The sequence below is a fragment of the Pseudomonas sp. GW821-FHT01E05 genome, from assembly GCF_059422425.1.
The window spans coordinates 219,464-244,996 of record NZ_JBWKWW010000004.1 but is presented as its reverse complement, the minus strand read 5'-3'; the positions used below and the strand labels follow the sequence as shown (position 1 = coordinate 244,996).

The 25,533-nt window shown below is 59.2% G+C and carries 22 protein-coding genes; 15 read left to right on the top strand and 7 right to left on the bottom strand.

Translation table 11 applies throughout. The features are described from left to right. Window positions 1-75: 75 nt before the first annotated feature. The 4 genes from AC07W5_RS10370 to AC07W5_RS10355 form a co-directional block, all read right to left on the bottom strand. Window positions 76-2,922, bottom strand: a complete 2,847-nt coding sequence (locus AC07W5_RS10370; RefSeq protein WP_495023297.1) for a valine--tRNA ligase — start codon at window positions 2,920-2,922, stop codon at window positions 76-78. Between the two features lie 415 nt (window positions 2,923-3,337). Then, entirely contained in the window at window positions 3,338-3,763 is a 426-nt protein-coding gene (locus tag AC07W5_RS10365; RefSeq protein ID WP_495023296.1) for a DNA polymerase III subunit chi, read from the bottom strand. 7 nt (window positions 3,764-3,770) lie between these two features. Continuing rightward, window positions 3,771-4,199 (bottom strand): DNA polymerase III subunit chi, encoded by a 429-nt coding sequence (locus tag AC07W5_RS10360; protein WP_495023295.1) that lies wholly within the window; start codon window positions 4,197-4,199, stop codon window positions 3,771-3,773. A gap of 60 nt (window positions 4,200-4,259) precedes the next feature. Further along, window positions 4,260-5,750 (bottom strand): leucyl aminopeptidase, encoded by a 1,491-nt coding sequence (locus AC07W5_RS10355; protein ID WP_495023294.1) that lies wholly within the window; start codon window positions 5,748-5,750, stop codon window positions 4,260-4,262. A 322-nt stretch (window positions 5,751-6,072) separates the two neighbouring features. On the opposite strand from AC07W5_RS10355, the gene lptF reads away from it, so the two are divergent. The 8 genes from lptF to pdxJ all read left to right on the top strand — a co-directional run bounded on the left by lptF (window position 6,073) and on the right by pdxJ (window position 14,774). Beyond that, window positions 6,073-7,191 carry an LPS export ABC transporter permease LptF gene (gene lptF / locus AC07W5_RS10350; RefSeq protein WP_494992484.1) on the top strand — a complete coding sequence of 373 codons (1,119 nt, stop codon included), beginning with the start codon at window positions 6,073-6,075 and terminating at the stop codon, window positions 7,189-7,191. Further along, window positions 7,184-8,245 carry an LPS export ABC transporter permease LptG gene (lptG, locus tag AC07W5_RS10345; RefSeq protein WP_495010284.1) on the top strand — a complete coding sequence of 354 codons (1,062 nt, stop codon included), beginning with the start codon at window positions 7,184-7,186 and terminating at the stop codon, window positions 8,243-8,245. Before lptF ends, lptG begins: the two co-directional genes overlap by 8 nt. A gap of 226 nt (window positions 8,246-8,471) precedes the next feature. After that, window positions 8,472-10,271: a translation elongation factor 4 gene (lepA, locus tag AC07W5_RS10340; protein WP_494992486.1), complete on the top strand. Its 1,800-nt coding sequence runs from the start codon at window positions 8,472-8,474 to the stop codon at window positions 10,269-10,271. Between the two features lie 5 nt (window positions 10,272-10,276). Further along, window positions 10,277-11,131: a signal peptidase I gene (gene lepB, locus AC07W5_RS10335; protein ID WP_494992487.1), complete on the top strand. Its 855-nt coding sequence runs from the start codon at window positions 10,277-10,279 to the stop codon at window positions 11,129-11,131. A 228-nt stretch (window positions 11,132-11,359) separates the two neighbouring features. Continuing rightward, window positions 11,360-12,049 carry a ribonuclease III gene (gene rnc, locus AC07W5_RS10330; protein WP_494992488.1) on the top strand — a complete coding sequence of 230 codons (690 nt, stop codon included), beginning with the start codon at window positions 11,360-11,362 and terminating at the stop codon, window positions 12,047-12,049. Next, complete coding sequence (gene era, locus AC07W5_RS10325; RefSeq protein ID WP_494992489.1) at window positions 12,042-12,944, top strand: GTPase Era; 903 nt, start codon at window positions 12,042-12,044, stop codon at window positions 12,942-12,944. The genes rnc and era overlap by 8 nt, the downstream gene beginning before the upstream one ends. 173 nt (window positions 12,945-13,117) lie before the next feature. After that, window positions 13,118-13,807, top strand: a complete 690-nt coding sequence (gene recO / locus AC07W5_RS10320; RefSeq protein ID WP_494992490.1) for a DNA repair protein RecO — start codon at window positions 13,118-13,120, stop codon at window positions 13,805-13,807. 223 nt (window positions 13,808-14,030) lie between these two features. Then, a complete protein-coding gene (gene pdxJ / locus AC07W5_RS10315) occupies window positions 14,031-14,774 on the top strand; it encodes a pyridoxine 5'-phosphate synthase (RefSeq protein WP_495023293.1) in 744 nt (247 codons plus the stop codon). 69 nt (window positions 14,775-14,843) lie between these two features. On the opposite strand, the gene mltF is transcribed toward pdxJ, so the two are convergent. After that, window positions 14,844-16,304: a membrane-bound lytic murein transglycosylase MltF gene (gene mltF, locus AC07W5_RS10310; RefSeq protein WP_495023292.1), complete on the bottom strand. Its 1,461-nt coding sequence runs from the start codon at window positions 16,302-16,304 to the stop codon at window positions 14,844-14,846. Between the two features lie 286 nt (window positions 16,305-16,590). On the opposite strand from mltF, the gene purL reads away from it, so the two are divergent. Together purL and AC07W5_RS10300 are read left to right on the top strand one after the other, a co-directional pair. Beyond that, window positions 16,591-20,487 carry a phosphoribosylformylglycinamidine synthase gene (gene purL, locus AC07W5_RS10305; RefSeq protein WP_495023291.1) on the top strand — a complete coding sequence of 1,299 codons (3,897 nt, stop codon included), beginning with the start codon at window positions 16,591-16,593 and terminating at the stop codon, window positions 20,485-20,487. A 5-nt stretch (window positions 20,488-20,492) separates the two neighbouring features. Continuing rightward, complete coding sequence (locus AC07W5_RS10300) at window positions 20,493-20,804, top strand: NGG1p interacting factor NIF3 (RefSeq protein ID WP_495023290.1); 312 nt, start codon at window positions 20,493-20,495, stop codon at window positions 20,802-20,804. 162 nt (window positions 20,805-20,966) lie between these two features. On the opposite strand, the gene AC07W5_RS10295 is transcribed toward AC07W5_RS10300, so the two are convergent. Then, on the bottom strand, window positions 20,967-21,476 hold the full coding sequence (locus tag AC07W5_RS10295) for a L,D-transpeptidase family protein (protein WP_494992495.1): 510 nt from the start codon (window positions 21,474-21,476) through the stop codon (window positions 20,967-20,969). Between the two features lie 36 nt (window positions 21,477-21,512). After that, complete coding sequence (locus AC07W5_RS10290) at window positions 21,513-22,070, bottom strand: NUDIX hydrolase (protein WP_494992496.1); 558 nt, start codon at window positions 22,068-22,070, stop codon at window positions 21,513-21,515. A 147-nt stretch (window positions 22,071-22,217) separates the two neighbouring features. Here AC07W5_RS10290 and AC07W5_RS10285 point away from each other — a divergent pair, with 147 nt between their 5' ends. From AC07W5_RS10285 to purT, 5 genes are all read left to right on the top strand, one after another. Continuing rightward, window positions 22,218-22,817 (top strand): CoA pyrophosphatase, encoded by a 600-nt coding sequence (locus AC07W5_RS10285; RefSeq protein ID WP_494992497.1) that lies wholly within the window; start codon window positions 22,218-22,220, stop codon window positions 22,815-22,817. A 55-nt stretch (window positions 22,818-22,872) separates the two neighbouring features. Next, the gene (locus AC07W5_RS10280) at window positions 22,873-23,397 is read left to right on the top strand and encodes a gamma carbonic anhydrase family protein (RefSeq protein WP_495010290.1); all 525 of its coding nucleotides are present in this window, start codon (window positions 22,873-22,875) and stop codon (window positions 23,395-23,397) included. After that, complete coding sequence (locus tag AC07W5_RS10275; RefSeq protein ID WP_494992499.1) at window positions 23,394-23,609, top strand: DUF1289 domain-containing protein; 216 nt, start codon at window positions 23,394-23,396, stop codon at window positions 23,607-23,609. The genes AC07W5_RS10280 and AC07W5_RS10275 overlap by 4 nt, the downstream gene beginning before the upstream one ends. 90 nt (window positions 23,610-23,699) lie before the next feature. Then, the gene (locus tag AC07W5_RS10270) at window positions 23,700-24,167 is read left to right on the top strand and encodes a preQ0 transporter (protein WP_494992500.1); all 468 of its coding nucleotides are present in this window, start codon (window positions 23,700-23,702) and stop codon (window positions 24,165-24,167) included. Window positions 24,168-24,266: 99 nt separating this feature from the next. Further along, window positions 24,267-25,448, top strand: coding sequence for a formate-dependent phosphoribosylglycinamide formyltransferase (gene purT / locus AC07W5_RS10265; RefSeq protein ID WP_494992501.1), 1,182 nt, complete (start codon window positions 24,267-24,269; stop codon window positions 25,446-25,448). Window positions 25,449-25,533 lie beyond the last annotated feature (85 nt).

The following is a 25,533-nucleotide window of genomic DNA, read 5'->3' as shown; positions in this document are numbered from 1 at the left end:
GCAATCGTGCCAATTTTGCCGACAAAAAAAGGGAGGCCTTGTGGGCCTCCCTTTTTTCAACTGCCTGATTTGCCGTTACAAACTGGCAATCCGCGCATGCTGTTCAGCCAGCTTGCCCAGAGCCTGTTCGGCTTCGGCCAGTTTGGCGCGCTCTTTGTCGATGACTTCGGCTGGAGCCTTGTCAACGAACGCGGCGTTGGACAGCTTGCCGCCGACCCGCTGCACTTCGCCTTGCAGGCGCTGGATTTCCTTGTCCAGACGCGCCAGTTCCGCTGCCTTGTCGATCAGGCCGGCCATCGGTACCAGCACTTCCATCTCGCCAACCAGAGCGGTGGCGGACAGCGGTGCTTCGGCGCCTGGGGCGAGAATCGTGATCGATTCAAGCTTGGCCAGCTTCTTGAGCAGTGCATCGTTTTCGCACAGGCGACGCTGATCTTCGCTGCTGACGTTTCTCAGGAACAGCTGCAACGGCTTGCCCGGGCCGATATTCATCTCGCCACGGATGTTGCGCGTGCCGAGCATCAGGCCTTTGAGCCATTCGATATCGTCTTCGGCCGCCGGATCAATGCGCGCCTCGTTCGCCACCGGCCACGGTTGCAGCATGATGGTCTTGCCTTCGATACCGGCCAGCGGCGCCAGGCGCTGCCAGATTTCTTCGGTGATGAACGGCATGAACGGGTGCGCCAGACGCAGGGCGACTTCCAGCACGCGAACCAGCGTACGACGAGTGCCGCGCTGACGTTCGATCGGCGCGTTTTCGTCCCACAGCACAGGCTTGGAGAGTTCCAGGTACCAGTCGCAATACTGGTTCCAGATGAACTCGTACAGCACCTGAGTGGCCAGGTCGAAACGGAACTGGTCGAGTTGGCGGGTCACTTCGGCTTCGGTGCGTTGCAGCTGCGAAATGATCCAGCGATCGGCCAGGGACAGTTCGACGTCTTCGCCGTTCTGACCGCAGTCTTCGCCTTTATCGAGCACGTAGCGCGCGGCGTTCCAGATTTTGTTGCAGAAGTTGCGATAGCCTTCGACGCGGCCCATGTCGAACTTGATGTCGCGGCCGGTGGAGGCCAGCGAGCAGAACGTGAAGCGCAGGGCGTCGGTGCCATAGCTGGCGATACCGTCAGCAAACTCGTCGCGGGTCTGCTTTTCGATCTTCTTCAGCAGTTTTGGCTGCATCAGACCGGTCGTGCGTTTTTCCACCAGTGCTTCGAGTTCGATGCCGTCGATGATGTCCAGCGGGTCCAGGACGTTGCCCTTGGACTTGGACATTTTCTGGCCCTGGCCATCGCGGACCAGGCCGTGCACGTAGACAGTCTTGAACGGGACCTGCGGCGTGCCGTCTTCGTTTTTCACCAGGTGCATGGTGAGCATGATCATCCGGGCAACCCAGAAGAAAATGATGTCGAAGCCAGTCACCAGCACGTCGGTGGAGTGGAACTTCTTCAGGAACTCAGTCTGCTGCGGCCAACCCAGGGTGGAGAACGTCCACAGACCCGAGCTGAACCAGGTGTCGAGAACGTCGTTGTCCTGTTGCAGCGCTACGTCCGGGCCAAGGTTGTTTTTGGCACGCACTTCGGCTTCGTCGCGACCTACATAAACTTTGCCCGATTCGTCGTACCAGGCCGGAATCCGGTGGCCCCACCACAACTGACGGCTGATGCACCAATCCTGGATATCGCGCATCCAGGAGAAGTACATGTTTTCGTACTGCTTGGGTACGAAAGCAATCCGGCCGTCTTCAACGGCGGCAATCGCCGGTTCAGCCAACGGCTTGGTGGAGACGTACCACTGGTCGGTCAGCCACGGCTCGATGATGGTCCCGGAGCGGTCGCCTTTCGGCACTTTCAGGGCGTGATCGTCGACGCTGACCAGCAGGCCTGCAGCCTCGAAGTCGGCAACGATTTCCTTGCGTGCCTGGAAGCGGTTGAGGCCGGCGTACACGGCGGGCAGTTTACCGTCGATCTGCTCGTTGAGCGTGCCGTCGAGGTTGAACACCTGAGCGACCGGCAGTACATCGGCGTTCTTGTCGAAGATGTTCAGCAACGGCAGATTGTGACGCTTGCCGACTTCATAGTCGTTGAAGTCGTGGGCCGGGGTGATTTTCACACAGCCGGTGCCAAATTCCGGGTCGCAATACTCGTCGGCGATGATCGGGATTCGACGGCCAACCAGCGGCAGCTCGACGAACTTGCCGATCAGGGCCTTGTAGCGCTCATCTGCCGGGTTCACCGCGACGGCGGCGTCGCCGAGCATGGTTTCGGGACGCGTGGTGGCAACGATCAGGTAATCCAGACCTTGCGCAGTCCTGGCGCCGTCGGCCAGTGGGTAGCGCAGGTTCCACAGGAAGCCTTTCTCGTCATGGTTTTCCACTTCGAGGTCGGAAATCGCCGTGTGCAGTTTGGTGTCCCAGTTGACCAGACGCTTGCCACGGTAGATTAGGCCGTCTTCGTGCAGGCGCACAAAGGCTTCTTTAACGGCTTCCGAAAGACCGTCGTCCATGGTGAAGCGCTCGCGGCTCCAGTCTACGGACGAACCCAGGCGGCGAATCTGGCGGCTGATGTTGCCACCGGACTGATCCTTCCATTCCCAGACTTTTTCGAGGAATTTTTCGCGGCCCAGGTCATGGCGATTCTGGCCTTGAGCTTCAAGCTGACGCTCCACCAGCATTTGTGTGGCGATACCGGCGTGATCGGTGCCCGGTTGCCACAGGGTATTGCGACCCTGCATGCGGCGGAAACGGATCAGGGCGTCCATGATCGCGTTGTTGAAACCATGGCCCATATGCAGGCTGCCAGTGACGTTCGGCGGCGGAATCATGATGGTGTAGGAATCGCCCGCGCCTTGCGGAGCGAAATAATTCTCGGACTCCCAGGTGTTGTACCAGGAAGTTTCAATGGCGTGCGGCTGGTAGGTCTTATCCATGCGCGGCGGGACCCTATTGGCATTTATTCAGGAAAAGCCGGCAAGTATAGCGGGGATGTTCGATTGGGCGTAGAGCGAGGTGATAGCAGGAGGGAGAAAAAACGATAGGGGGGAGGCTGGCGGCGAGGGCGGCAAGCCCTAATGCCCCCCTGTAGGAGCGCAATGCTGTTCAGTTAAGGCGACGACGCGATCCGTAGCAGCTGCCGAAGGCTGCTGCTACAGGGAATGTGCGGAGCCAGAAATTCCTTAACTGAACAGCATTGCCCTGTAGGAGCGAGCTTGCTCGCGATGGACGTTAACGATAACGCGTGCTGTCGGAATGAACGCGTCGTCCTCAGGTCCATCGCGAGCAAGCTCGCTCCTACAGGGGGGCATTGGGGTTTACCCTATCGCCACAAGAGAGATGTGTTTGGGGTCAGAACTGATACTGGCTCAACAACCGTTCCATCCGTGCGTCGAGCCGGCGTTTGATTTCGGTTTCGATGTGCGGGGCAAAGTCGTCGATCACGTCTTGCATGATCAGCTGTGCGGCGGCACGCAGTTCGCTGTCCAGATGCAGCAGGGCATCAGGGCCTTTGTTGGCGACCGGCGCTGCTGCCAATGCAGGGGCGGGCTCTGGCTCTGCGATCGATACCGGCGTCGGTTGTGCCGTGGAGTTTTCGATGGTTTCGGCAGGTTTCTTGCCTGCGACCATGTCAAACAGCATGGGGATCTGTACATCGCTGGCAACCGTTTCGGTCAGCAGCGGTGGTTGCAGGTTGTCATCGCCGAGCAGTTGGCGGATCGACTCGAGGTCGTCCAGCAGGTGCGCGGACTTTTGCAGCGGATTTGGAGTGTCCATCGGGTGCTCAGAGTCGCTGTAGACGGTGATCTTGCAGAGGATAGCCCTGTTCGCGGTAGAAACGGAAACTCTCCCGCGCGGCCTGACGAATAGTAGGGTCTTCGACCACGACTTCTGCCACACGGGCGAAGCGCTGAGCGAATGCCGGGACTTTCAGGTCCAGATTGACCAGCAGGTCGTGATGTTGTCCGCAGTCTTGGCCCAAGCCGAGAACAATCAGCCCGTCCGGCTCGTTTTCAGCGGGGCCATGAGGCACAAAGCTTTCGCCTTTGAAGCTCCACAAGCGGGCGTCGAGATCCTCACGCTGGGCCACGTCACTGCAATGCAGATAGACCCGGTGCCCAAGGCGCCAGGCTTTTTCGGTGAGTTTGCAGGCGAAGTCCAGGCGCGCGGACGGATCGGCGCTGGGCAGAATATAAAAGTCGACTTTGGTCATTGCGGGTCCTGACGCCTGCGCTGCGTCATCCAGGGATGACGCAGCGCAGGGTCTTCAGTTTCAGGCTTTGGCGCGGTCCAGCAGGTACTGGGTCAACAGCGGAACTGGACGGCCAGTGGCGCCCTTGTCCTTGCCACCGCTGGTCCAGGCAGTCCCGGCGATGTCCAGGTGCGCCCAGTTGTATTGCTTGGTGAAGCGCGACAGGAAGCAGGCGGCCGTGATGGTGCCGGCTTTCGGGCCGCCGATGTTGGCGATGTCGGCGAACGGGCTGTCCAGCTGTTCCTGATACTCATCGAACAGCGGCAGTTGCCAGGCGCGGTCGTCGGCCTGAACGCCTGCGCTCAGCAGTTGGCCGATCAGCTCGTCGTTGTTGCCCAGCAGGCCGGAAGTGTGAGCCCCCAGAGCGACGACGCAAGCACCGGTCAGCGTTGCGATGTCGATCACCGCTTGTGGCTTGAAGCGCTCGGCATAGGTCAGGGCGTCGCACAGCACCAGACGGCCTTCGGCGTCGGTGTTGAGGATTTCCACTGTCTGGCCGCTCATGGTGGTGACGATGTCGCCCGGGCGGGCCGCGCCGCCGCTCGGCATGTTCTCGGCGCAGGCCAGGATGCACACCAGGTTGATTGGCAGTTTCAGTTCGAGCACGGCATGCAGGGTGCCGAAAACGCTGGCCGAACCGCCCATGTCGTACTTCATCTCGTCCATGCCGGCGCCAGGCTTGAGGCTGATACCGCCAGTGTCGAAGGTGATGCCCTTGCCGACCAGTACGAATGGCTTCTCGGACTTCTTGCCGCCCTGGTAGTTCATGACGATCAGGCGAGGCGGTTGATCGCTGCCCTGGCCTACGGCGTAGAACGCGCCCATACCCAGTTCTTTGATTTTCTTCTCGTCGTGAATCTCGACTTTCAGGCCTTTGTGCGCCTTGCCGAGGTTTTTCGCTTGTTCGGCGAGGAAGCTCGGGTGGCAGATGTTTGGCGGCAGATTGCCCAGGTCGCGGGTAAAAGCCATGCCGGTGGCGATCGCTTGCGCGTGGCTTACGGCGCGTTCGACTTCGGCTTGTGCCGCCTTGATGGTCAGCAGGGTGATTTTTTTCAGGGCGCGCGGTTCGGTTTTCTGGCTCTTGAATTGCTCGAAGAGGTATTCACCATCCACCAGAGTTTCGGCCAGCAGGCGCGTCTTGCCGTAGCTGTCACGGCCTTTGACGATCACTTCGTCCAGGGCCAGTACCGCGTCGCTGCCGCCCAGGTTTTTGAGGGTGTTCAGCACGCCGCTGATGATTTTGCGGAAAGGACGGTCGCCCAATTCGGCATCTTTACCGATACCTACCAGCAGCACGCGTTCGGCTTTGAGGTTCGGCAGGCTATGCAGCAACAGGCTCTGGCCCACTTTGCCGGCCAGGTCGCCGCGCTTGAGGACTGCGCTGATGGCGCCGCCGCTGAGTTCGTCGAGTTGTTTGGCGACAGTGCCGAGCGTGCGGTCTTCGCCGACGGCGACCACCAGAGTGGCGGTTTTCAACGTTTCTGGGCTAACGCTTTTTACAACCAGTTCCATGTCCGGGTCCCTGAATAAATGGTCAAAGTGCGCACCGCTCAATGGTGTGCGCTTGGCTTATCTATATAAAACTTGCTTATAAAGAGAAGTGCGCCAGTACGTACCAGCGACAAAGCCGCCAGTTTGAACCTCGCTGCCCGAGGCTGACAACCCTCCCATGAGCGATCTCCAGCGCTTTGCGTGCCAGCTTGAGCTTGCGCAGTGACAGGCGTGCTCAATCACAGGATAATGCGCCAGCTTTTTCAGCGGCTCAGCTTCACGAGCCAGCTCGATACGTTTGCTTGTTTGGCCGCCTTAGCCTGACAACCCTGGAGTGTCTGGTTTGATCGTCTTCCGTTATTTGTCCCGCGAAGTCCTGTTGACCTTGAGCGCCGTCAGCGCTGTGTTGTTGGTCATCATCATGAGCGGGCGCTTCATCAAATTCCTGGCTCAGGCAGCTTCCGGCGCCCTTGACCCGGGTTCGCTGTTCCTGATCATGGGTTTTCGCCTGCCCGGCTTCCTGCAGCTGATTCTGCCTTTGGGGCTGTTTCTCGGGATCCTGCTGGCTTACGGCCGTCTGTACCTTGAAAGCGAAATGACAGTGCTCTCGGCCACGGGCATGAGCCAGCAGCGTCTGCTGGGCATGACCATGGTCCCGGCCGTCCTGGTTGCGCTGGTGGTTGCATGGCTGAGCCTTAGCCTGGCGCCGCAGGGTGCGAAGCAGTTTCAGTTGCTGCTCAATAAGCAGGATGCGATGACCGAGTTCGACACGCTGGTGCCGGGTCGCTTTCAGGCCTTGCGTGACGAGACGCGTGTGACCTACACCGAGCAACTGTCCGATGATCGTGCCAATTTGGGCGGCGTATTCATTTCGGAAAAGCGCATGTCCACTGACAAGAAGGATCGTGGCATTTCCGTGCTGGTTGCGCAGAAGGGGCGTCAGGAAGTCAAAGAGGATGGTAGCCGCTACCTGATCCTCGACAATGGCTATCGCTACGACGGTAATCCGGGGCAGGCCGACTACCGCGCCATCAAGTACGACACCTATGGAGTGCTGCTGTCCAAGCCGGATGTGAGCGAAGAAGTGACCGATCGCGATGCGATGGCGACCCGCGATCTGCTGGGTAATCCGGATCTTCGTGCGCGTGCCGAGCTGGAGTGGCGAGTCTCCCTGCCGTTGCTGGTGTTTATCGTGACACTGATGGCGGTGCCGTTGTCACGAGTCAATCCGCGGCAAGGTCGTTTCCTCAAGCTGCTCCCGGCGGTTCTTCTTTATATGGCTTATCTGACCATCCTGATTGCGGCCCGTGGCGCCTTGGAAAAAGGCAAGATCCCGGCGGCGCTGGGGTTGTGGTGGGTGCACGCGATCTTCCTGACCGTTGGTCTGGGGTTGCTGTACTGGGAACCGTTGCGCTTGAAGCTGGCGAGTCGCCGTAGTGTGCTGGAGATGGCCCGTGGATAAGCTGGATCGCTACATCGGTAGAAGCGTGTTCGTAGCCATTGTGGGAGTGTTGGGGGTCATTCTCGGTCTGGCGTCATTGTTTGCCTTCATCGACGAGATGACCGACGTCACCGATACCTACACCTTGGTCGACGTCTTGAGCTTCGTATTGCTGACCGCGCCGCGGCGTGTCTACGACATGTTGCCAATGGCAGCCTTGATCGGCTGCCTGATCGGGCTGGGCAGCCTGGCCAGCGCCAGCGAATTGACCATCATGCGCGCCGCTGGCGTGTCCATCGGTCGTATCGTCTGGGCAGTGATGAAGCCAATGCTGGTGTTGATGCTGGTTGGGGTTCTGGTCGGCGAATACGTTGCGCCGGCCACTGAAAGCCAGGCACAGGCCAATCGCTCCCTGGCTCAGGGTAGCGGTGATGCGCAAAGTGCCAAACATGGTTTGTGGCACCGTCAGGGCGATGAGTTCATTCACGTCAACGCCGTGCAGCCCAATGGTCTGCTATTTGGCGTGACCCGTTATCGTTTTGACGATCAGCGTCATATGCTCACTTCGAGCTTCGCCAAGCGCGCGGAATTCGATAAGGACCATTGGCAGTTGAGTGGTGTGACCACGACGCTTTTCCATGATGGCAGCACCGAGGTCGTCACGGCTCCCGAGGAGCGCTGGGACGTGGCGTTGAGCCCGCAACTGCTTAATACGGTCGTGATGGTGCCGGAAGCGCTGTCTATCACCGGGTTGTGGAGTTATATCCACTATCTGGCCGATCAGGGCTTGAACAACGGTCGCTACTGGCTCGCGTTCTGGGTCAAGGTGTTGCAACCCTTGGTCACCGCCGCGCTGGTGCTGATGGCTATTTCGTTCATTTTTGGCCCGTTGCGCTCGGTAACCCTTGGTCAACGGGTATTCACTGGTGTGTTGGTGGGCTTTACCTTCCGTATCGCTCAGGATCTGCTGGGGCCATCGAGTCTGGTGTTCGGTTTCTCGCCATTGTTCGCGGTATTGGTGCCGGCCGGTATCTGTGCGCTGGCCGGGGCCTGGTTGTTGCGCCGAGCCGGTTGATAGCGGGCTTTGCCCTGCGCTGGCTGAATAAAAACGCCCCTGTCGAAAGATCGGGGCGTTTTTTTTGTAAAGCCTTGCTACCCCGCTGCGGGCTGATCAAAGGAACTGAAGTTACAACTGCTACGCAGCCGAGCGCAGGCAAACGTGACGCTTGCTCGGTGTATCAGGTACAATTCCCGGCTATTTTTCGGCGGGCTATGCCTGCAGCCTTTTTGAGTGTTGATCCGTGAGTGATTTGAGTCATATCCGCAATTTCTCCATCATCGCCCACATTGACCATGGCAAGTCGACTCTGGCCGATCGCTTCATCCAGATGTGCGGCGGCCTGGCCGAGCGCGAAATGGAAGCCCAGGTACTGGACTCCATGGACCTTGAGCGTGAACGCGGGATCACCATCAAGGCACATAGCGTAACCCTGTATTACAAGGCCAAAGACGGCATCAACTACCAGTTGAACTTCATTGACACCCCGGGCCACGTTGACTTCACCTATGAAGTCAGCCGGTCGCTGGCGGCCTGTGAAGGCGCGCTGCTGGTGGTCGACGCCGGCCAAGGCGTTGAGGCCCAGTCGGTAGCCAACTGCTACACGGCGATCGAGCAGGGCCTGGAGGTCATGCCGGTACTGAACAAGATCGACCTGCCACAGGCCGATCCAGACCGCGTTAAAGAAGAAATCGAAAAAATCATCGGCATCGATGCCACCGACGCGGTCACCTGCAGTGCCAAGACCGGTCTGGGCGTCGATGAAGTGCTTGAGCGTCTGGTTCACACCATTCCTGCGCCGACCGGCAACATCGAAGATCCGCTGCAAGCGTTGATCATCGACTCCTGGTTCGACAACTACCTGGGCGTTGTGTCCCTGGTTCGCGTGCGCCACGGCCGCGTGAAGAAGGGCGACAAGATTCTGGTGAAATCCACCGGCAAGATCCACCTGGTGGACAGCGTCGGCGTATTCAACCCGAAACACACCGCTACCGTTGATCTGAAAGCCGGTGAAGTAGGCTTCATCATCGCCGGTATCAAGGACATTCACGGCGCGCCAGTCGGTGACACCCTGACCTTGAGCTCGACGCCGGACGTCGACGTATTGCCAGGTTTCAAACGCATTCAGCCGCAGGTGTACGCCGGTCTGTTCCCGGTCAGCTCCGATGACTTCGAAGATTTCCGTGAGGCCCTGCAAAAGCTCACGCTGAACGACTCCTCCTTGCAGTACACCCCGGAAAGCTCTGACGCGCTGGGCTTCGGCTTCCGTTGCGGGTTCCTCGGCATGCTGCACATGGAAATCATCCAGGAGCGCCTGGAGCGCGAGTACGACCTGGACCTGATCACCACGGCGCCGACGGTAATTTTCGAGCTGTTGCTCAAGAGCGGTGAAACGATTTACGTCGATAACCCGTCCAAGCTGCCGGATCTGTCGGCCATCGAAGACATGCGCGAGCCGATCGTGCGGGCCAATATTCTTGTGCCGCAAGAGCACCTGGGCAACGTCATTACCCTGTGCATCGAAAAACGTGGTGTACAGCACGACATGCTGTTCCTGGGCAGCCAGGTCCAGGTGACCTACGATTTGCCGATGAACGAAGTGGTTCTGGACTTCTTTGACCGTCTGAAGTCCACCAGTCGCGGCTATGCTTCGCTGGATTATCATTTCGATCGTTATCAATCAGCTAATCTGGTCAAGCTGGATGTATTGATCAACGGTGAGAAAGTCGACGCCCTGGCGTTGATCGTGCACCGTGACAACGCACACTACAAAGGCCGTGCGTTGACCGAGAAGATGAAAGAACTGATTCCGCGGCAGATGTTCGATGTGGCAATCCAGGCCGCCATTGGCGGGCAGATTGTGGCGCGGACAACCGTCAAGGCGCTCAGAAAGAACGTACTGGCCAAATGCTACGGTGGTGACGTTAGCCGTAAGCGCAAGCTGTTGGAAAAGCAGAAGGCCGGTAAAAAACGCATGAAGCAGGTGGGTAACGTGGAAATTCCACAAGAAGCCTTCCTTGCTGTGCTCAGGTTGGATAGTTAGGTCCTATGTCACTAAATTTCCCGCTGTTGCTGGTCATCGCTGTCGCCGTTTGCGGTTTGTTGGCGTTGCTCGATCTGCTCTTTCTGGCACCGCGCCGGCGTGCAGCCATCGCCACTTATCAGGGCAGCGTCAGCCAGCCCGATGTAGTCGTGGTCGAGAAGCTGAACAAAGAGCCGTTGCTGGTTGAATACGGCAAATCGTTCTTCCCGGTGTTGTTCATCGTGCTGGTACTGCGTTCGTTCCTGGTGGAACCGTTCCAGATTCCTTCGGGCTCGATGAAGCCGACCCTGGATGTCGGCGACTTCATTCTGGTGAGCAAGTTTTCTTACGGGATCCGCTTGCCGGTGATCGACAAGAAAGTCATCGAAGTCGGTGATCCGCAGCGCGGCGATGTGATGGTGTTCCGCTACCCAAGCGATCCGAACGTCAACTACATCAAGCGCGTAGTCGGCTTGCCAGGCGACGAAATTCGTTACACCGCCGACAAGCGACTGTTCGTCAATGGGCAATCGGTGGCCGAGCAGTTGGTGGGTTCCGAGCCAGGTACGTTGGGCAGTGCAGAGCTCTATAAGGAAAAACTCGGCGCTGTCGAGCACCTGATCCGCAAGGAAATGAGCCGCTTTCGTGCAACTCCGGACCATCAGTGGACCGTGCCTGCCGGGCATTACTTCATGATGGGCGACAACCGCGACAACTCCAATGACAGTCGCTACTGGGATGACCCGAGTATTCCCAAGGATCTTCTGGGCATGGTTCCCGACAAGAATATTGTCGGCAAGGCCTTTGCAGTCTGGATGAGCTGGCCCGAACCAAAACTCAGCCGCCTGCCGAATTTCTCGCGGGTTGGCCTGATCAAGTAATCACACACGGCGCTGTTGAACACAGCGCCGAATGCTTTTCTGGGTCTTGTAGAACGCTTCACGACGCCGGTTCCGCCGTCGTCAGTGATCTTTACAGCGATGTCGCCAGAAGCATGCAGTCAACAATATTCAGGATGTGGATTTGAACACAGCGTTAATTGTCGAGGGCCAGCGGTGCCTTGTCCCAATGGTGGCGATATTCGACCACGAACTCAGTGTGGGTAAACCGTGAGCGTCTCTTTAAGCCGTCTCGAGCGTCAGCTCGGCTATACCTTCAAGGATCAGGAACTGATGGTCCTGGCCCTGACTCACCGCAGTTTTGCCGGGCGCAACAATGAACGCCTGGAGTTTCTCGGTGATGCCATTCTCAACTTCGTCGCCGGTGAAGCACTGTTCGATCGCTTTCCGCTCGCTCGCGAAGGCCAGTTGTCGCGTTTGCGCGCACGGCTGGTGAAAGGCGAAACCCTGGCGGTGCTGGCTCGTGGTTTCGATCTGGGCGAGTACCTGCGTCTGGGCTCCGGCGAGTTGAAGAGCGGGGGCTTTCGTCGCGAGTCGATCCTCGCTGATGCCCTGGAAGCTCTGATCGGCGCCATCTACCTGGATGCGGGCATGGAGGTGGCGCGCGAGCGCGTACTGGCCTGGCTGACGTCCGAGTTCGAAGGCCTGACGCTGGTCGACACCAACAAAGATCCAAAGACCCGACTGCAAGAGTTCCTGCAGTCGCGTGCCTGTGACCTGCCACGTTATGAAGTGGTAGATATCCAGGGTGAGCCCCATTGCCGGACGTTCTTCGTCGAATGCGAAATCACCTTATTGAATGAAAAAAGCCGAGGTCAGGGTGTGAGTCGTCGTATTGCCGAACAGGTAGCGGCCGCCGCAGCACTGATAGCCCTGGGCGTGGAGAATGGCCATGACTGATTCAACTGCAACTCGCTGTGGCTATGTCGCCATCGTCGGCCGTCCCAACGTGGGCAAATCCACGCTGCTGAACCACATTCTCGGGCAAAAGCTGGCGATCACTTCGCGCAAGCCGCAAACCACCCGCCACAACATGCTCGGCATCAAGACTGAAGGCACCGTTCAGGCTGTCTATGTCGACACCCCGGGTATGCACAAGGGCGGCGAAAAAGCGCTCAACCGTTACATGAACAAAACCGCGTCAGCGGCGTTGAAAGACGTCGATGTGGTGATCTTCGTGGTCGACCGCACCCGCTGGACCGATGAAGACCAGATGGTGCTCGAGCGTGTTCAGTACGTTCAAGGCCCGGTCATCGTGGCATTGAACAAGACCGACCGCATCGAAGACAAAGCTGAACTGATGCCGCATTTGAGCTGGTTGCAAGAACAGTTGCCAAACGCGCAGATCATGCCGATTTCGGCGCAGCACGGTCACAACCTCGACGCCCTGGAGCGTGTGATCGCCGAGCACCTGCCGGAAAACGATCACTTCTTCCCGGAAGACCAGATCACTGATCGCAGCAGCCGTTTCCTTGCAGCGGAACTGGTGCGCGAGAAAATCATGCGTCAGATGGGCGCTGAATTGCCGTACCAGATCACCGTGGAAATCGAAGAGTTCAAGCAGCAGGGCAAGACCTTGCATATCCACGCCTTGATTCTCGTCGAGCGCGACGGTCAGAAGAAAATCATCATTGGCGAGAAGGGCGAGCGGATCAAACGCATCGGTACCGAGGCGCGCAAGGATATGGAGCTGCTGTTCGACTCCAAGATCATGCTCAACCTGTGGGTCAAGGTCAAAGGCGGCTGGTCCGACGACGAACGCGCCCTGCGTTCCCTGGGTTACGGCGACCTGTAATCGCCAAGGCTGGATGCAACAAAGATCTAATGTGGGAGCGGGCTTGCTCGCGAAGGCGGTGTCACAGTCGACAGAGATGTTGAATGTTGAACCGCTTTCGCGAGCAAGCCCGCTCCCACATTAGGTATGTGCCGTTTTCACTGGCTGTATTCTCTTAGAGATACTCGACTTCCATGCCCCCAACCCCACCCATCGCCCAACCCGCCTACGTACTGCACAGCCGGGCTTACCGCGAAAACAGTGCGCTGGTGGATTTCCTCACGCCTCAAGGTCGGCTGCGGGCGGTGTTGCGCAGTGCGCGGGGTAAGGCCGGGACATTGGCACGGCCGTTCGTGCCGCTGGAAGTCGAATTTCGTGGGCGCAGCGAGCTGAAAAATGTCGGGCGAATGGAAAGCGCCGGTGTTTCCACCTGGCTCAACGGTGAGGCGCTGTTCAGCGGGCTCTACCTCAATGAGCTGTTGATCCGCCTGCTGCCTGCCGAAGATCCTCACCCAGCCGTTTTCGATCACTACGCCGCGACCTTGCTGGCCCTTGCTGAAGGGCGTCCGCTCGAACCTTTGCTGCGGGCCTTCGAGTGGCGCCTGCTGGATGATCTCGGTTACGGATTCGCGCTGGACACCGACATTCATGGCGATCCGATAGCTGCGGACGGTATGTATCGCTTGCAAGTCGATGCCGGGCTTGAGCGGGTCTACTTACTGCAACCGGGATTGTTCAACGGCACTGAGCTGCTGGCCATGGCTGAAGCCGACTGGACTGCCCCCGGCGCGCTCTCCGCTGCCAAGCGTCTGATGCGTCAAGCGCTGGCTGTGCATCTCGGTGGTCGGCCATTGGTCAGTCGCGAGTTGTTTCGCAAGCCGTAGCGAGCGGTTTCCGGTCTCGGAAATACGTTCGAGTTTTGACGAGTGGATCTCGAAGTCAGGCAAGGCGCCGCGACGAGTCATCGCCCGCTGTGGCGAGGAGCGGCAACGCAACATGGCCGAAGTGTCGGACCGAACGAAAGACGCCGTCAAAAGCGAACAGTTATTTTCGTGACCGGACACTATATGCTGTGCGCCGAATCTTCCATTCTTCAGGAGCGCTTCCGTGACCACCAGCAATCGCATTCTTCTTGGCGTGAACATCGACCACGTTGCCACTCTGCGCCAGGCCCGGGGCACTCGTTATCCTGATCCGGTCAAGGCGGCGCTGGATGCGGAAGAGGCGGGGGCTGACGGGATTACCGTGCATTTGCGTGAAGACCGCCGACACATTCAGGAGCGTGATGTGCTGCTGCTCAAGGATGTGTTGCAAACCCGCATGAACTTCGAAATGGGCGTCACCGAAGAAATGATGGCTTTCGCCGAGCGCATTCGCCCGGCGCATATCTGTCTGGTCCCGGAAACCCGTCAAGAGCTGACCACCGAAGGCGGTCTTGATGTCGCGGGGCAAGAAGCGCGGATCAAGGCTGCGGTAGAGCGCCTGGCCAAATTCGGCTGTGAGGTCTCGCTATTTATCGATGCCGATGAGCGGCAGATCGAAGCGTCCAGGCGGGTCGGCGCACCGGCGATTGAATTGCACACCGGCCGTTACGCCGATGCGCAGACACCGACCGAAGTTGCAGAAGAATTGCTGCGAGTCGCTGATGGCGTGGCCTGCGGCCTGGCCCAAGGTCTGATCGTCAACGCCGGTCACGGCCTGCATTACCACAACGTCGAAGCCGTTGCCGCGATTCAAGGCATCAACGAATTGAACATCGGGCACGCGTTGGTGGCACATGCGCTGTTTGTCGGATTCAAGTCGGCAGTGGCGGAAATGAAGGCGTTGATTCTGGCGGCAGCAAAGGCCTGACAAGATCATTCCCACGCTCCCGCGTGGGAATGCCTCACTGGACGCTCCGCGTCCGTTTTCAGTCATGATCTACAGCGGTGGCATTTCTTCGGTCGGCTTGGTCTTGTCCACGCCGGGTACGTGCAGATTGCCTTCAGCCACCTGATTGCCCTCCAGCTGCGGCTGCGTGACCCAGGTCAGGATGTCGTAGTAACGACGGATGTTGGCGACAAAGTGCACCGGCTCACCGCCACGGGCATAGCCATAGCGGGTTTTGCTGTACCACTGCTTCTGCGCCAGGCGCGGCAGCATCTTCTTCACATCGAGCCATTTGTTCGGATTCAGGCCTTCTTTTTCGGCCAGTTTTCGAGCGTCATCAAGATGGCCGGTACCGACGTTGTAGGCCGCAAGTGCAAACCAGGTGCGATCCGGCTCTTCGATCTTGTCGTCCAGCTGATCCTTCATATACACCAGGTACTTGGCCCCGCCGCTGATGCTTTGCCTGGCGTCCAGGCGGTTGGACACGCCCATGGCCTGCGCGGTGTTCTGAGTCAGCATCATCATGCCGCGAACGCCGGTTTTGGAAGTGACTGCCGATTGCCATAACGACTCTTGATAGCCAATCGCGGCAAGCAGTCGCCAATCGACTTTTTCATCCTTGGCCGACGCTTTGAAGTGCTTTTCGTATTTGGGTAAGCGTTGCTGCAAATGCTGGGCGAAGGTGTAGGCACCGACATAGCCAAGTACGTCCACATGCCCATAATAGCGATCCTTCAAACGTTGCAAGGTGCCGTTCTTCTCCACCTTGTCGAGGAAAGTGTTGATCTCGTTGAGCAGGCTGTTGTCATCGCCAGGGGCCACGGCCCAGCTCTGGTTGCTGGCATCACCCAGGTCGAAGGCGACCCGCACATTGGGGAAGTAGACCTGGTTCATCGCCACTTCGTTGGAATCGACCAGCGTCAGATCAATCTGGCCCTCATCAACCATGCGCAGCAGGTCGACGACTTCAACGGCGTCGGACTCTTCGTATTCAATACCGGGATATTTGCGTTTCAGATCCGCCAGCTGCTCGGCGTGGGTGCTGCCCTTGAGCACCATGATGTGCTTGCCCACCAGGTCGGCAGCGTTGGTCGGGCGTGACTGGCCGTTGCGGTAGATGATCTGTGGAGTGACTTCCAGGTAGGTGTGGGAAAACCTGACCTGCTGTTTGCGCTTCTCGCTGCTGACCAGACCGGCAGCCGCCAGCACCGGGCCATTGGGTTTGCCTATCTGACTGAAAAGATCATCGAGGTTGTCAGCGGTTTCGATCTTCAGCTTGACGCCCAGGTCCTCGGCGAAACGTTTCACCAGCTCGTATTCGAAGCCGGTTTCGCCATTGCGATCCTGGAAGTAGGTGGCGGGGCTGTTACGGGTGACCACCCGCAGCACGCCATCCTCCTTTACGCGCTCGAGTGTGCTGGGTTTATCAACACAGGCACTGAGCATCAGGAAGAGTCCGGTTGCGATGAGCCATTTGACACAGCGCGGACGGAAAGCCGTTTTGGAAAACATTCGCGCAGTATACGCAAAGGACCACGACCGCCATATCTCGACAGCGAAGGGCATGTCTGCTAGCGAGAGAAAAAACCGGCTGAAGCCCTGAAAAACAGGCTCTGTGGCGCGAATGTGACGGCAAAAATAACCCGTCGCACGCGCCTTGATAGCCATTGGTTAAAGGCGCTGGGCCACGGGCCGACGTTCGGCCAAAGGCTGGCGTGCCGTTTCGGGTGCCGTCGCGGGCGGTTTAGGCTAGAATGCACGGCCTCAAAGCACACCCCTTCCCGAGGCTGTCCCGAAGATGTTGATCCTGCGCGGCGCTCCTGCCCTTTCTGCCTTTCGCCACAGCAAACTTCTTGAGCAACTGAGCCGATGCGTCCCGGCTGTCAGTGGCTTGTATGCTGAATTCGCTCACTTCGCCGAAGTCACCGGCGTTCTGACCGGCGACGAACAGCAGGTGCTGGCGCGCCTTCTGAAGTACGGCCCAAGTGTGCCGGTACAAGAGCCGACCGGCCGTCTGTTCCTGGTGTTGCCGCGTTTCGGCACCATTTCGCCATGGTCGAGCAAGGCCAGCGACATCGCCCGCAACTGCGGCCTGGCGAAAATCCAGCGCCTGGAGCGCGGTATCGCTTTCTACGTGGCCGGTGAATTCACCGACGCGCAAGCACAGCTGATCGCCGATGCGCTGCACGACCGCATGACCCAGATCGTGCTGGAAAACCTCGAGCAGGCTGCCGGTCTGTTCAGTCACTCCGAACCCAAGCCGCTGACTGCTATTGACGTGCTGGGTGGCGGTCGCACCGCGCTGGAGAAAGCCAACGTCGAGCTGGGCCTGGCCCTGGCGGAAGACGAAATCGATTACCTGGTCAACGCCTTCGTAGGCCTTGCGCGCAACCCGCACGACATCGAACTGATGATGTTCGCCCAGGCGAACTCTGAGCACTGCCGTCACAAGATCTTCAACGCCAGTTGGGACATCGACGGCGAGAACCAGGAAAAAAGCCTGTTCGGCATGATCAAGAACACCTACGTGATGCACAGCGAAGGCGTTCTGTCGGCTTACAAGGACAACGCTTCGGTGATTGTCGGCAACGTTGCCGGCCGTTTCTTCCCGGACCCTGAAACCCGCCAGTATGGCGCGGTGCAGGAACCGGTGCACATCCTGATGAAAGTCGAGACCCACAACCACCCGACCGCGATTGCCCCGTTTCCGGGCGCCTCCACCGGTTCCGGTGGCGAGATCCGCGACGAAGGCGCCACGGGTCGCGGTGCCAAGCCAAAGGCTGGCCTGACCGGTTTCACCGTGTCCAACTTGCAGATCCCGGGCTTCGAACAACCGTGGGAAGTGCCATACGGCAAACCCGAGCGCATCGTCACCGCGCTGGACATCATGATCGAAGGCCCATTGGGCGGCGCTGCGTTCAACAACGAATTCGGCCGTCCGGCGCTGACCGGTTATTTCCGTACCTTCGAACAATCCATCACCACCCCGCATGGCGATGAAGTGCGCGGTTACCACAAGCCGATCATGTTGGCGGGTGGTATGGGCAACATCCGTGAAGAACACGTGAAGAAAGGTGAAATCGTCGTTGGCTCCAAGCTGATCGTGCTCGGCGGCCCGGCAATGCTCATCGGCCTGGGCGGCGGCGCAGCTTCTTCCATGGCCACCGGCACCAGCTCGGCAGACCTGGACTTTGCTTCGGTACAGCGCGAAAACCCGGAAATGGAACGCCGTTGCCAGGAAGTCATTGACCGTTGCTGGCAGTTGGGTGAACACAACCCGATCAGCTTTATCCACGACGTGGGGGCGGGCGGTCTGTCCAACGCCTTCCCGGAACTGGTCAACGACGGCGACCGTGGTGGCCGCTTCGAGCTGCGCAACATTCCAAACGACGAGCCGGGCATGGCCCCGCACGAGATCTGGAGTAACGAATCCCAGGAACGCTACGTTCTGGCCGTCGGCCCGGCCGACTTCGAACGCTTCAAGGCGATCTGCGAACGTGAGCGCTGCCCATTCGCCGTGGTCGGCGAAGCCACTGCCGAGCCACAGCTGACTGTCACCGACAGCCACTTCGGCAACAGCCCGGTGGACATGCCGCTCGAAGTGCTGCTGGGCAAAGCCCCGCGCATGCACCGTTCGGTCGTTCGTGAAAGCGAGCTGGGCGACGATTTCGATCCGTCGACGCTGAACATCGCCGACTGCGTCGAGCGCGTTCTGCATCACCCGGCCGTGGCCAGCAAAAGCTTTTTGATCACCATCGGCGACCGCACCATCACCGGCCTCGTGGCCCGTGATCAGATGGTCGGTCCGTGGCAGGTTCCGGTGGCCGACGTTGCCGTCACCGCCACCAGCTTCGACGTTTACACCGGTGAAGCCATGGCCATGGGCGAGCGCACTCCGCTGGCGCTGCTGGACGCTCCGGCGTCGGGCCGCATGGCCATCGGCGAAACCCTGACCAACATCGCCGCGTCGCGCATCGGCAAGATCTCCGACATCAAACTGTCGGCGAACTGGATGTCCGCAGCCGGTCACCCGGGCGAAGACGCGCGTCTGTACGACACCGTCAAAGCGGTCGGCATGGAACTGTGCCCGGAACTGGGTATCACCATTCCGGTGGGCAAGGACTCGATGTCCATGGCCACCCGCTGGAACGATAAAGGCGTGGACAAGAGTGTAACCTCGCCAATGTCGCTGATCGTGACCGGTTTTGCACCGGTGACCGACATCCGTCAGACCCTGACCCCGCAACTGCGCATGGACAAGGGCACCACCGATCTGATCCTGATCGACCTGGGCCGTGGCCAGAACCGCATGGGCGCCTCGATCCTGGCGCAGGTTCACGGCAAGCTCGGCAAGCAGGCTCCGGACGTCGACGACGCCGAGGACCTGAAAGCCTTCTTCGCGGTGATCCAGGGCCTCAACGCCGACGGTCACCTGCTGGCCTACCACGACCGTTCCGACGGTGGTCTGCTGACCAGCGCCGTGGAAATGGCCTTCGCCGGCCACTGCGGTCTGAGCCTGAACCTCGACGGTCTGGCTGAAACCTCGGCCGATATCGCTGCGATCCTGTTCAACGAAGAGCTGGGTGCCGTGATTCAGGTTCGTCAGGACGCCACTGCGGACATCCTCGCGCAGTTCAGCGCTGCCGGCCTGGGCGACTGCGTTTCGGTGATCGGTCAGCCGCTCAACAACGGCGAAGTCACCATCAGCTTCAATGGTGAAACCGTTTTTGAAGGCCAGCGTCGTCTGCTGCAACGTCAGTGGGCCGAAACCAGCTACCAGATTCAGCGTCTGCGCGACAACGCTGATTGCGCCGAGCAAGAGTTCGACGTACTGCTGGAAGAAGACAACCCGGGTCTGAGCGTCAAGCTGAGCTACGACGTGAACCAGGACATCGCTGCGCCGTACATCAAGAAAGGCATTCGTCCTCAGGTGGCGGTACTGCGTGAGCAGGGCGTCAACGGTCAGGTGGAAATGGCTGCGGCGTTCGACCGTGCCGGCTTCAACGCGATCGACGTGCACATGAGCGACATTCTTGCCGGTCGTGTCGACCTCAACGAGTTCAAAGGTCTGGTGGCGTGCGGTGGTTTTTCCTATGGCGACGTTCTCGGCGCGGGTGAGGGCTGGGCCAAGTCGGCACTGTTCAACAGCCGTGCACGGGATGCCTTCCAGGGCTTCTTCGAACGTAACGACAGCTTCACCCTCGGTGTGTGCAACGGTTGCCAGATGATGTCCAACCTGCACGAACTGATCCCGGGCAGCGAGTTCTGGCCGCACTTCGTGCGTAACCGTTCCGAGCAGTTCGAAGCCCGTGTGGCGATGGTTCAGGTGCAGGAATCGAACTCGATCTTCCTGCAAGGCATGGCCGGTTCGCGTATGCCAATCGCCATCGCCCACGGTGAAGGCCATGCTGAGTTCGAGAGCGAAGAGGCACTGCTCCAGGCCGATCTGTCCGGTTGCGTGGCGATGCGTTTCGTCGACAACCACGGCAAGGTCACTGAAAACTACCCGGCCAACCCGAACGGCTCGCCGCGCGGGATCACCGGGCTGACCAGCCGCGACGGTCGTGTGACCATCATGATGCCGCACCCTGAGCGGGTGTTCCGTGCCGTGCAGAACTCCTGGCGCTCGGAAGACTGGAACGAAGACGCGCCATGGATGCGCATGTTCCGTAACGCTCGGGTCTGGGTTAACTAAAAGCCGTGTACAAGCTCAGCTTTTTTGTGCCGCCCAGCCACGTCGACGTGGTCAAAAGCGCCGTATTCGCCGCCGGTGGCGGGCGGATCGGTGCTTATGATCAGTGTTCGTGGCAGGTGCTGGGCCAGGGCCAGTTTCGTCCACTGGACGGCAGTCAGCCGTTTCTCGGGCAAACCGGTCTGGTTGAGCAAGTGGCGGAATGGAAGGTTGAGCTGGTGGTGGCCGATGAATTGATCCACTCGGTGGTGATGGCACTCAAGCAAAGCCATCCCTATGAGACGCCGGCTTATGAAGTGTGGCGGTTGGAAGATTTCTGATCCGACGCCGTAAAATGAAAAACCCGCTGAATCGGTAACGGTCAGCGGGTTTTTTGTTGTTCGTTCTGGCGCCTCGCGGGCAAGAACCAGGCGGCTCCTGCAGTTGATCGCATTTCCCGGTAGGAGCTGGCGCAGCCTGCGATCTTTTGATCTTCTTTTAAATTACGGACGAATTTCGATCATCGTGCCGTCCGGGACCAGGCCCCAGATTTCGCGCATGTCGATGTTGCGCAAGGCAATACAGCCGTCGGTCCAGTCCAGGGTATGGAAAAGCTGCTCCGGGTAATCCAGGGTATCCGGGGTGCCGTGGATCATGATCATGCCCCCGGGCTCTACCCCTTCACGACGCGAACGCACGGAGTCGCTGACGTTTGGGTAGGAGATGTGCATGGCCAGGTTGAAGCGGTCACTGATCTTGCGCCAGTCCACCCAATAAATACCTTCCGGCGTGCGTTTATCGCCTTCCATGAGCTTCGCGCCTCTGGGCTGTTTGCCCAGGGAGATGCGATAGGTCCTGACCGGCTTGCCGCCGTTGAGCAATTGCAGTTGGCGGGCTGATTTGAGTACCAGCACTTTTTCGATGACTTTGCCATCCAGGGTTACCACCGTGGAGGCGGTGGCCTGGGAGGCAGTAACGAACAACAGGCAGAAGAGGGCAAGCAACCAGCGCATTACAGCGATATCCCTAAGAGTACGGTGTACTTTCTATTATTTAAGTGTAATCGCAGGTTGCGCGAGTGGTGGAATCGATTCGGACCGGACCGGGTAAACCTGTGTCTGTCTGTCAGCGAAGAAGCATTCTAAAGTACGCCCGACGGTGCGGAAAGCCAGCTCGGACCAAGGGATGTCGGCTTCTTCGAAAAGTCGCACTTCCAGGCTCTCTTCGCCGGCAGCAAAGTCGAGGTCCGCCAGCTCTGCGCGAAAGAACACATGCACCTGATTGATATGCGGCACGTCGATCAAGGTGTAGATGCTCAGGTTACGTACCCGCGCGCAGGCCTCCTCGCTGGTCTCGCGAATCGCGGCTTGCTCGACGGTTTCGCCGTTCTCCATGAAGCCCGCCGGCAACGTCCAGTAACCGCGTCGCGGTTCGATGGCGCGACGGCAGAGCAGTACCTGGGTGCCCCAGGTCGGCAGGCAACCGGCGACAATATTCGGGTTCTGGTAATGAATGGTCTGGCAGTGATCACAGACAAAACGCAGGCGCGAGTCGCCTTCGGGAATGCGCTGGGTAACCGGGTTGCCGCAGTGGCTGCAGAATTTCATGCTGGGTTTCCGTAAATGCTGTGCCTATCTTGGCGTGCGGGGCCCTGTGTCGGCAAGTTGTCGTTAAGCGACATGCAGTGGATCGGGGGTTGGGCGAGGGATTTCTTTGGTGCATGATGCAAAGTAGCCAACAGATCGAGATGACTCATGCTGGACGAGCTACTTCATCGCGTAAGCAATCACATTCCGCGTACGCTGGAGACTGACCGACGTTTCCCCGAAGCCGCAGTGCTGGTGCCTATCACCCGCAGTGACGAGCCAGAGCTGGTATTGACCCTGCGCGCGAGCGGGCTCTCGACCCATGGCGGCGAAGTGGCTTTTCCGGGGGGGCGGCGCGATCCGGAAGATCCCGACCTGATCTTTACCGCCCTGCGCGAAGCCGAAGAAGAAATCGGCTTGCCGCCTGGTCTGGTAGAAGTGATCGGGCCACTCAGTCCGCTGATCTCCCTGCACGGCATCAAGGTCACACCTTACGTCGGGGTGATCCCGGATTTCGTTGAGTACCGGGCCAACGATGCCGAGATTGCCGCGGTGTTCAGCGTGCCGTTGGAGTTCTTCCGCGAGGACCCACGTGAACATACCCACCGTATCGACTATCAGGGGTGCAGTTGGTATGTGCCCAGCTATCGTTTCGGTGAGTACAAGATTTGGGGGCTGACAGCGATTATGATCGTCGAGTTGATCAACCTGCTCTATGACGCAAAAATCAGCCTGCATCACCCGCCCAAAAGCTTTATCAATATTTGAAGCCATTGCTCACATGGCCTGAACCCGTGGCACCGTAAGCCTTGAGGATAACTAGATGAAATACCGCCTGGGCGACGCCCGAGTCGAAACCCATCCACAGAGCTGGGTTGCACCCAACGCCACGCTGGTGGGCAAGGTCAAACTGGAGGAGGGCGCCAACGTCTGGTTCAATGCGGTATTGCGCGGTGACAATGAACTGATCCTGATCGGCAAGAACAGCAATGTGCAAGATGGCACCGTCATGCACACCGATATGGGGTATCCGCTGACCATCGGTACCGGTGTGACCATCGGCCATAACGCCATGCTGCATGGTTGCACCGTCGGCGATTTCAGCCTGATCGGTATTAATGCAGTGATCCTTAACGGCGCGAAAATCGGCAAGAACTGCATCATCGGCGCCAATTCGCTGATTGGCGAAGGCAAGGAAATTCCCGATGGTTCGCTGGTGATGGGCTCGCCGGGCAAGGTAGTGCGCGAGTTGACCGAATCGCAGAAGAAAATGCTCGAAGCCAGCGCCGCGCACTATGTCCACAACTCCCGGCGTTACGCCCGGGATCTCGTTGAGCAGCAAGAATGAGCACGACCGAAAGACCAGTCGTCTCGCCCTGCGTGAACATTTGCGCACTCGATGAGGATGACGTCTGCACCGGCTGTCAACGCACCGTCGATGAAATCACCCGCTGGAGCCGGATGGACAACGACGAGCGCCGTAAGGTGCTGGGGTTGTGTCATGAACGGGCGAAGTCCAGCGGGTTGGTGTGGATGATCGGGGCCAAGCCGAATATCTGAACCTCGCCACGGGTTTGGTGTGACTTCCTTGGCCCAGCCCCATCGCCTGACGTACCCTGTGTGCCTTGTTTCCAGGTTCCCCTGCGCGCCATGCTCTTCCTGATCGCTTACATCGCCAGCGTCGTGCTGATCAACTACGCCTTTTCCACCGCCCCGCAGCTGGACATTATCTGGTCGGCCTGGGGCGGGTTGGTGTTCGTGTTGCGAGACATGGTGCAAACCCGTTTTGGCCACGGCGCCATTCTTGCGATGCTGGCCGCGCTGGTGCTGTCCTACGTCACTTCGGATCCGTCGATCGCGCTGGCCAGCGCGATCGCCTTCGCAGTCTCCGAATGCATTGACTGGCTGGTGTTCAGTATCACCAGGCGGCCGTTGCACGATCGCCTGTGGATAAGTTCGGCGCTGAGCATTCCGCTGGATACCGTCATCTTTTTCGGCCTGATCGGCGCACTGACTCCGGGTGTGGTTCTCACCGCTCTGGGTTCGAAATTCGCTGGCGTGACCGTCGTTTGGCTGGCCATGGCCTGGCGTTTGCGCAAGAACGCGGTCCTGGGTTAAAGCCAAACCGCCCGGTTCATGTAAAATGCCGCGCTTTCTCCCCATGGGAAGCCCGCTCAGCGTGCGACCCTCGATGATCCGCTCCTTTGAGGACCTGAGATGACCCGTATCGGAACTCCATTGTCGCCAACCGCGACCCGCGTTTTGCTGTGTGGCTGCGGTGAGCTGGGCAAAGAGGTGGTAATCGAGCTGCAACGCCTGGGCGTTGAAGTGATTGCCGTGGATCGCTACGCCAATGCGCCGGCCATGCAAGTGGCTCACCGCAGCCATGTGATCAACATGCTCGACGGTGCGGCGCTGCGTGCAGTGATCGAAGCCGAGAAGCCGCACTTCATCGTGCCGGAAATCGAAGCCATCGCCACCGCCACCCTGGTTGAGCTCGAGGCCGAAGGTTTCACGGTGATTCCAACCGCCCGTGCCGCTCAGCTGACCATGAACCGCGAAGGCATCCGTCGCCTGGCCGCTGAAGAGCTGGACCTGCCGACCTCGCCGTACCATTTCGCCGATACCGTCGAAGACTACCGCAAGGCGGTCGAAGATCTTGGCTTCCCGTGTGTGGTCAAGCCGGTGATGAGTTCGTCGGGCAAAGGCCAGAGCCTGCTACGCAGCGTCGATGACGTGCAGAAAGCCTGGGATTACGCGCAAGAAGGCGGCCGTGCCGGCAAAGGGCGGGTGATCATCGAAGGCTTTATCGACTTCGATTACGAAATCACGTTGCTGACGGTGCGTCATATCGGCGGTACCACCTTCTGCGCGCCGGTCGGCCATCGTCAGGAGAAGGGTGACTACCAGGAGTCCTGGCAGCCGCAGGCCATGAGCCCGATCGCGCTGGCTGAGTCCGAGCGTGTTGCCAAGGCCGTGACCGAGGCCTTGGGTGGCCGTGGTCTGTTCGGTGTTGAGCTGTTCATCAAGGGCGATCAGGTCTGGTTCAGCGAAGTGTCGCCACGCCCGCACGACACTGGTTTGGTGACCCTGATTTCCCAGGATCTTTCGCAGTTCGCCCTGCATGCCCGGGCAATCCTTGGTTTGCCAATCCCGTTGATCCGTCAGTTCGGCCCATCGGCCTCGGCGGTGATCCTGGTGGAAGGGCAGTCGACCCAGACTGCATTCGCCAACCTGGGCGCTGCGTTGAGCGAACCGGATACTGCCCTGCGTTTGTTCGGCAAGCCAGAAGTGAATGGCCAGCGCCGCATGGGCGTTGCCCTGGCGCGTGACGAGTCGATCGAGGCCGCAAGGGCCAAGGCGACCCGTGCTTCGCAAGCGGTTGTTGTAGAGCTGTAACCGAGTCGCGGCCATCGCGAGCAAGCTCGCTCCCACAAGGACGATGCATTTCCCTGTAGGAGCGAGCTTGCTCGCGATGCGATCT

Bases quoted from the DNA above. Each gene is read 5' to 3' on its own strand.
- AC07W5_RS10370 (WP_495023297.1), bottom strand. From the start codon at position 2,922: ATGGATAAGACCTACCAGCCGCACGCCATTGAAACTTCCTGGTACAAC.
- AC07W5_RS10365 (WP_495023296.1), bottom strand. From the start codon at position 3,763: ATGGACACTCCAAATCCGCTGCAAAAGTCCGCGCACCTGCTGGACGAC.
- AC07W5_RS10360 (WP_495023295.1), bottom strand. From the start codon at position 4,199: ATGACCAAAGTCGACTTTTATATTCTGCCCAGCGCCGATCCGTCCGCG.
- AC07W5_RS10355 (WP_495023294.1), bottom strand. From the start codon at position 5,750: ATGGAACTGGTTGTAAAAAGCGTTAGCCCAGAAACGTTGAAAACCGCC.
- lepB (WP_494992487.1), top strand. From the start codon at position 10,277: ATGTCACTAAATTTCCCGCTGTTGCTGGTCATCGCTGTCGCCGTTTGC.
- era (WP_494992489.1), top strand. From the start codon at position 12,042: ATGACTGATTCAACTGCAACTCGCTGTGGCTATGTCGCCATCGTCGGC.
- recO (WP_494992490.1), top strand. From the start codon at position 13,118: ATGCCCCCAACCCCACCCATCGCCCAACCCGCCTACGTACTGCACAGC.
- mltF (WP_495023292.1), bottom strand. From the start codon at position 16,304: ATGTTTTCCAAAACGGCTTTCCGTCCGCGCTGTGTCAAATGGCTCATC.
- purL (WP_495023291.1), top strand. From the start codon at position 16,591: ATGTTGATCCTGCGCGGCGCTCCTGCCCTTTCTGCCTTTCGCCACAGC.
- AC07W5_RS10295 (WP_494992495.1), bottom strand. From the start codon at position 21,476: ATGCGCTGGTTGCTTGCCCTCTTCTGCCTGTTGTTCGTTACTGCCTCC.
- AC07W5_RS10290 (WP_494992496.1), bottom strand. From the start codon at position 22,070: ATGAAATTCTGCAGCCACTGCGGCAACCCGGTTACCCAGCGCATTCCC.
- AC07W5_RS10285 (WP_494992497.1), top strand. From the start codon at position 22,218: ATGCTGGACGAGCTACTTCATCGCGTAAGCAATCACATTCCGCGTACG.
- AC07W5_RS10280 (WP_495010290.1), top strand. From the start codon at position 22,873: ATGAAATACCGCCTGGGCGACGCCCGAGTCGAAACCCATCCACAGAGC.
- AC07W5_RS10275 (WP_494992499.1), top strand. From the start codon at position 23,394: ATGAGCACGACCGAAAGACCAGTCGTCTCGCCCTGCGTGAACATTTGC.
- AC07W5_RS10270 (WP_494992500.1), top strand. From the start codon at position 23,700: ATGCTCTTCCTGATCGCTTACATCGCCAGCGTCGTGCTGATCAACTAC.
- purT (WP_494992501.1), top strand. From the start codon at position 24,267: ATGACCCGTATCGGAACTCCATTGTCGCCAACCGCGACCCGCGTTTTG.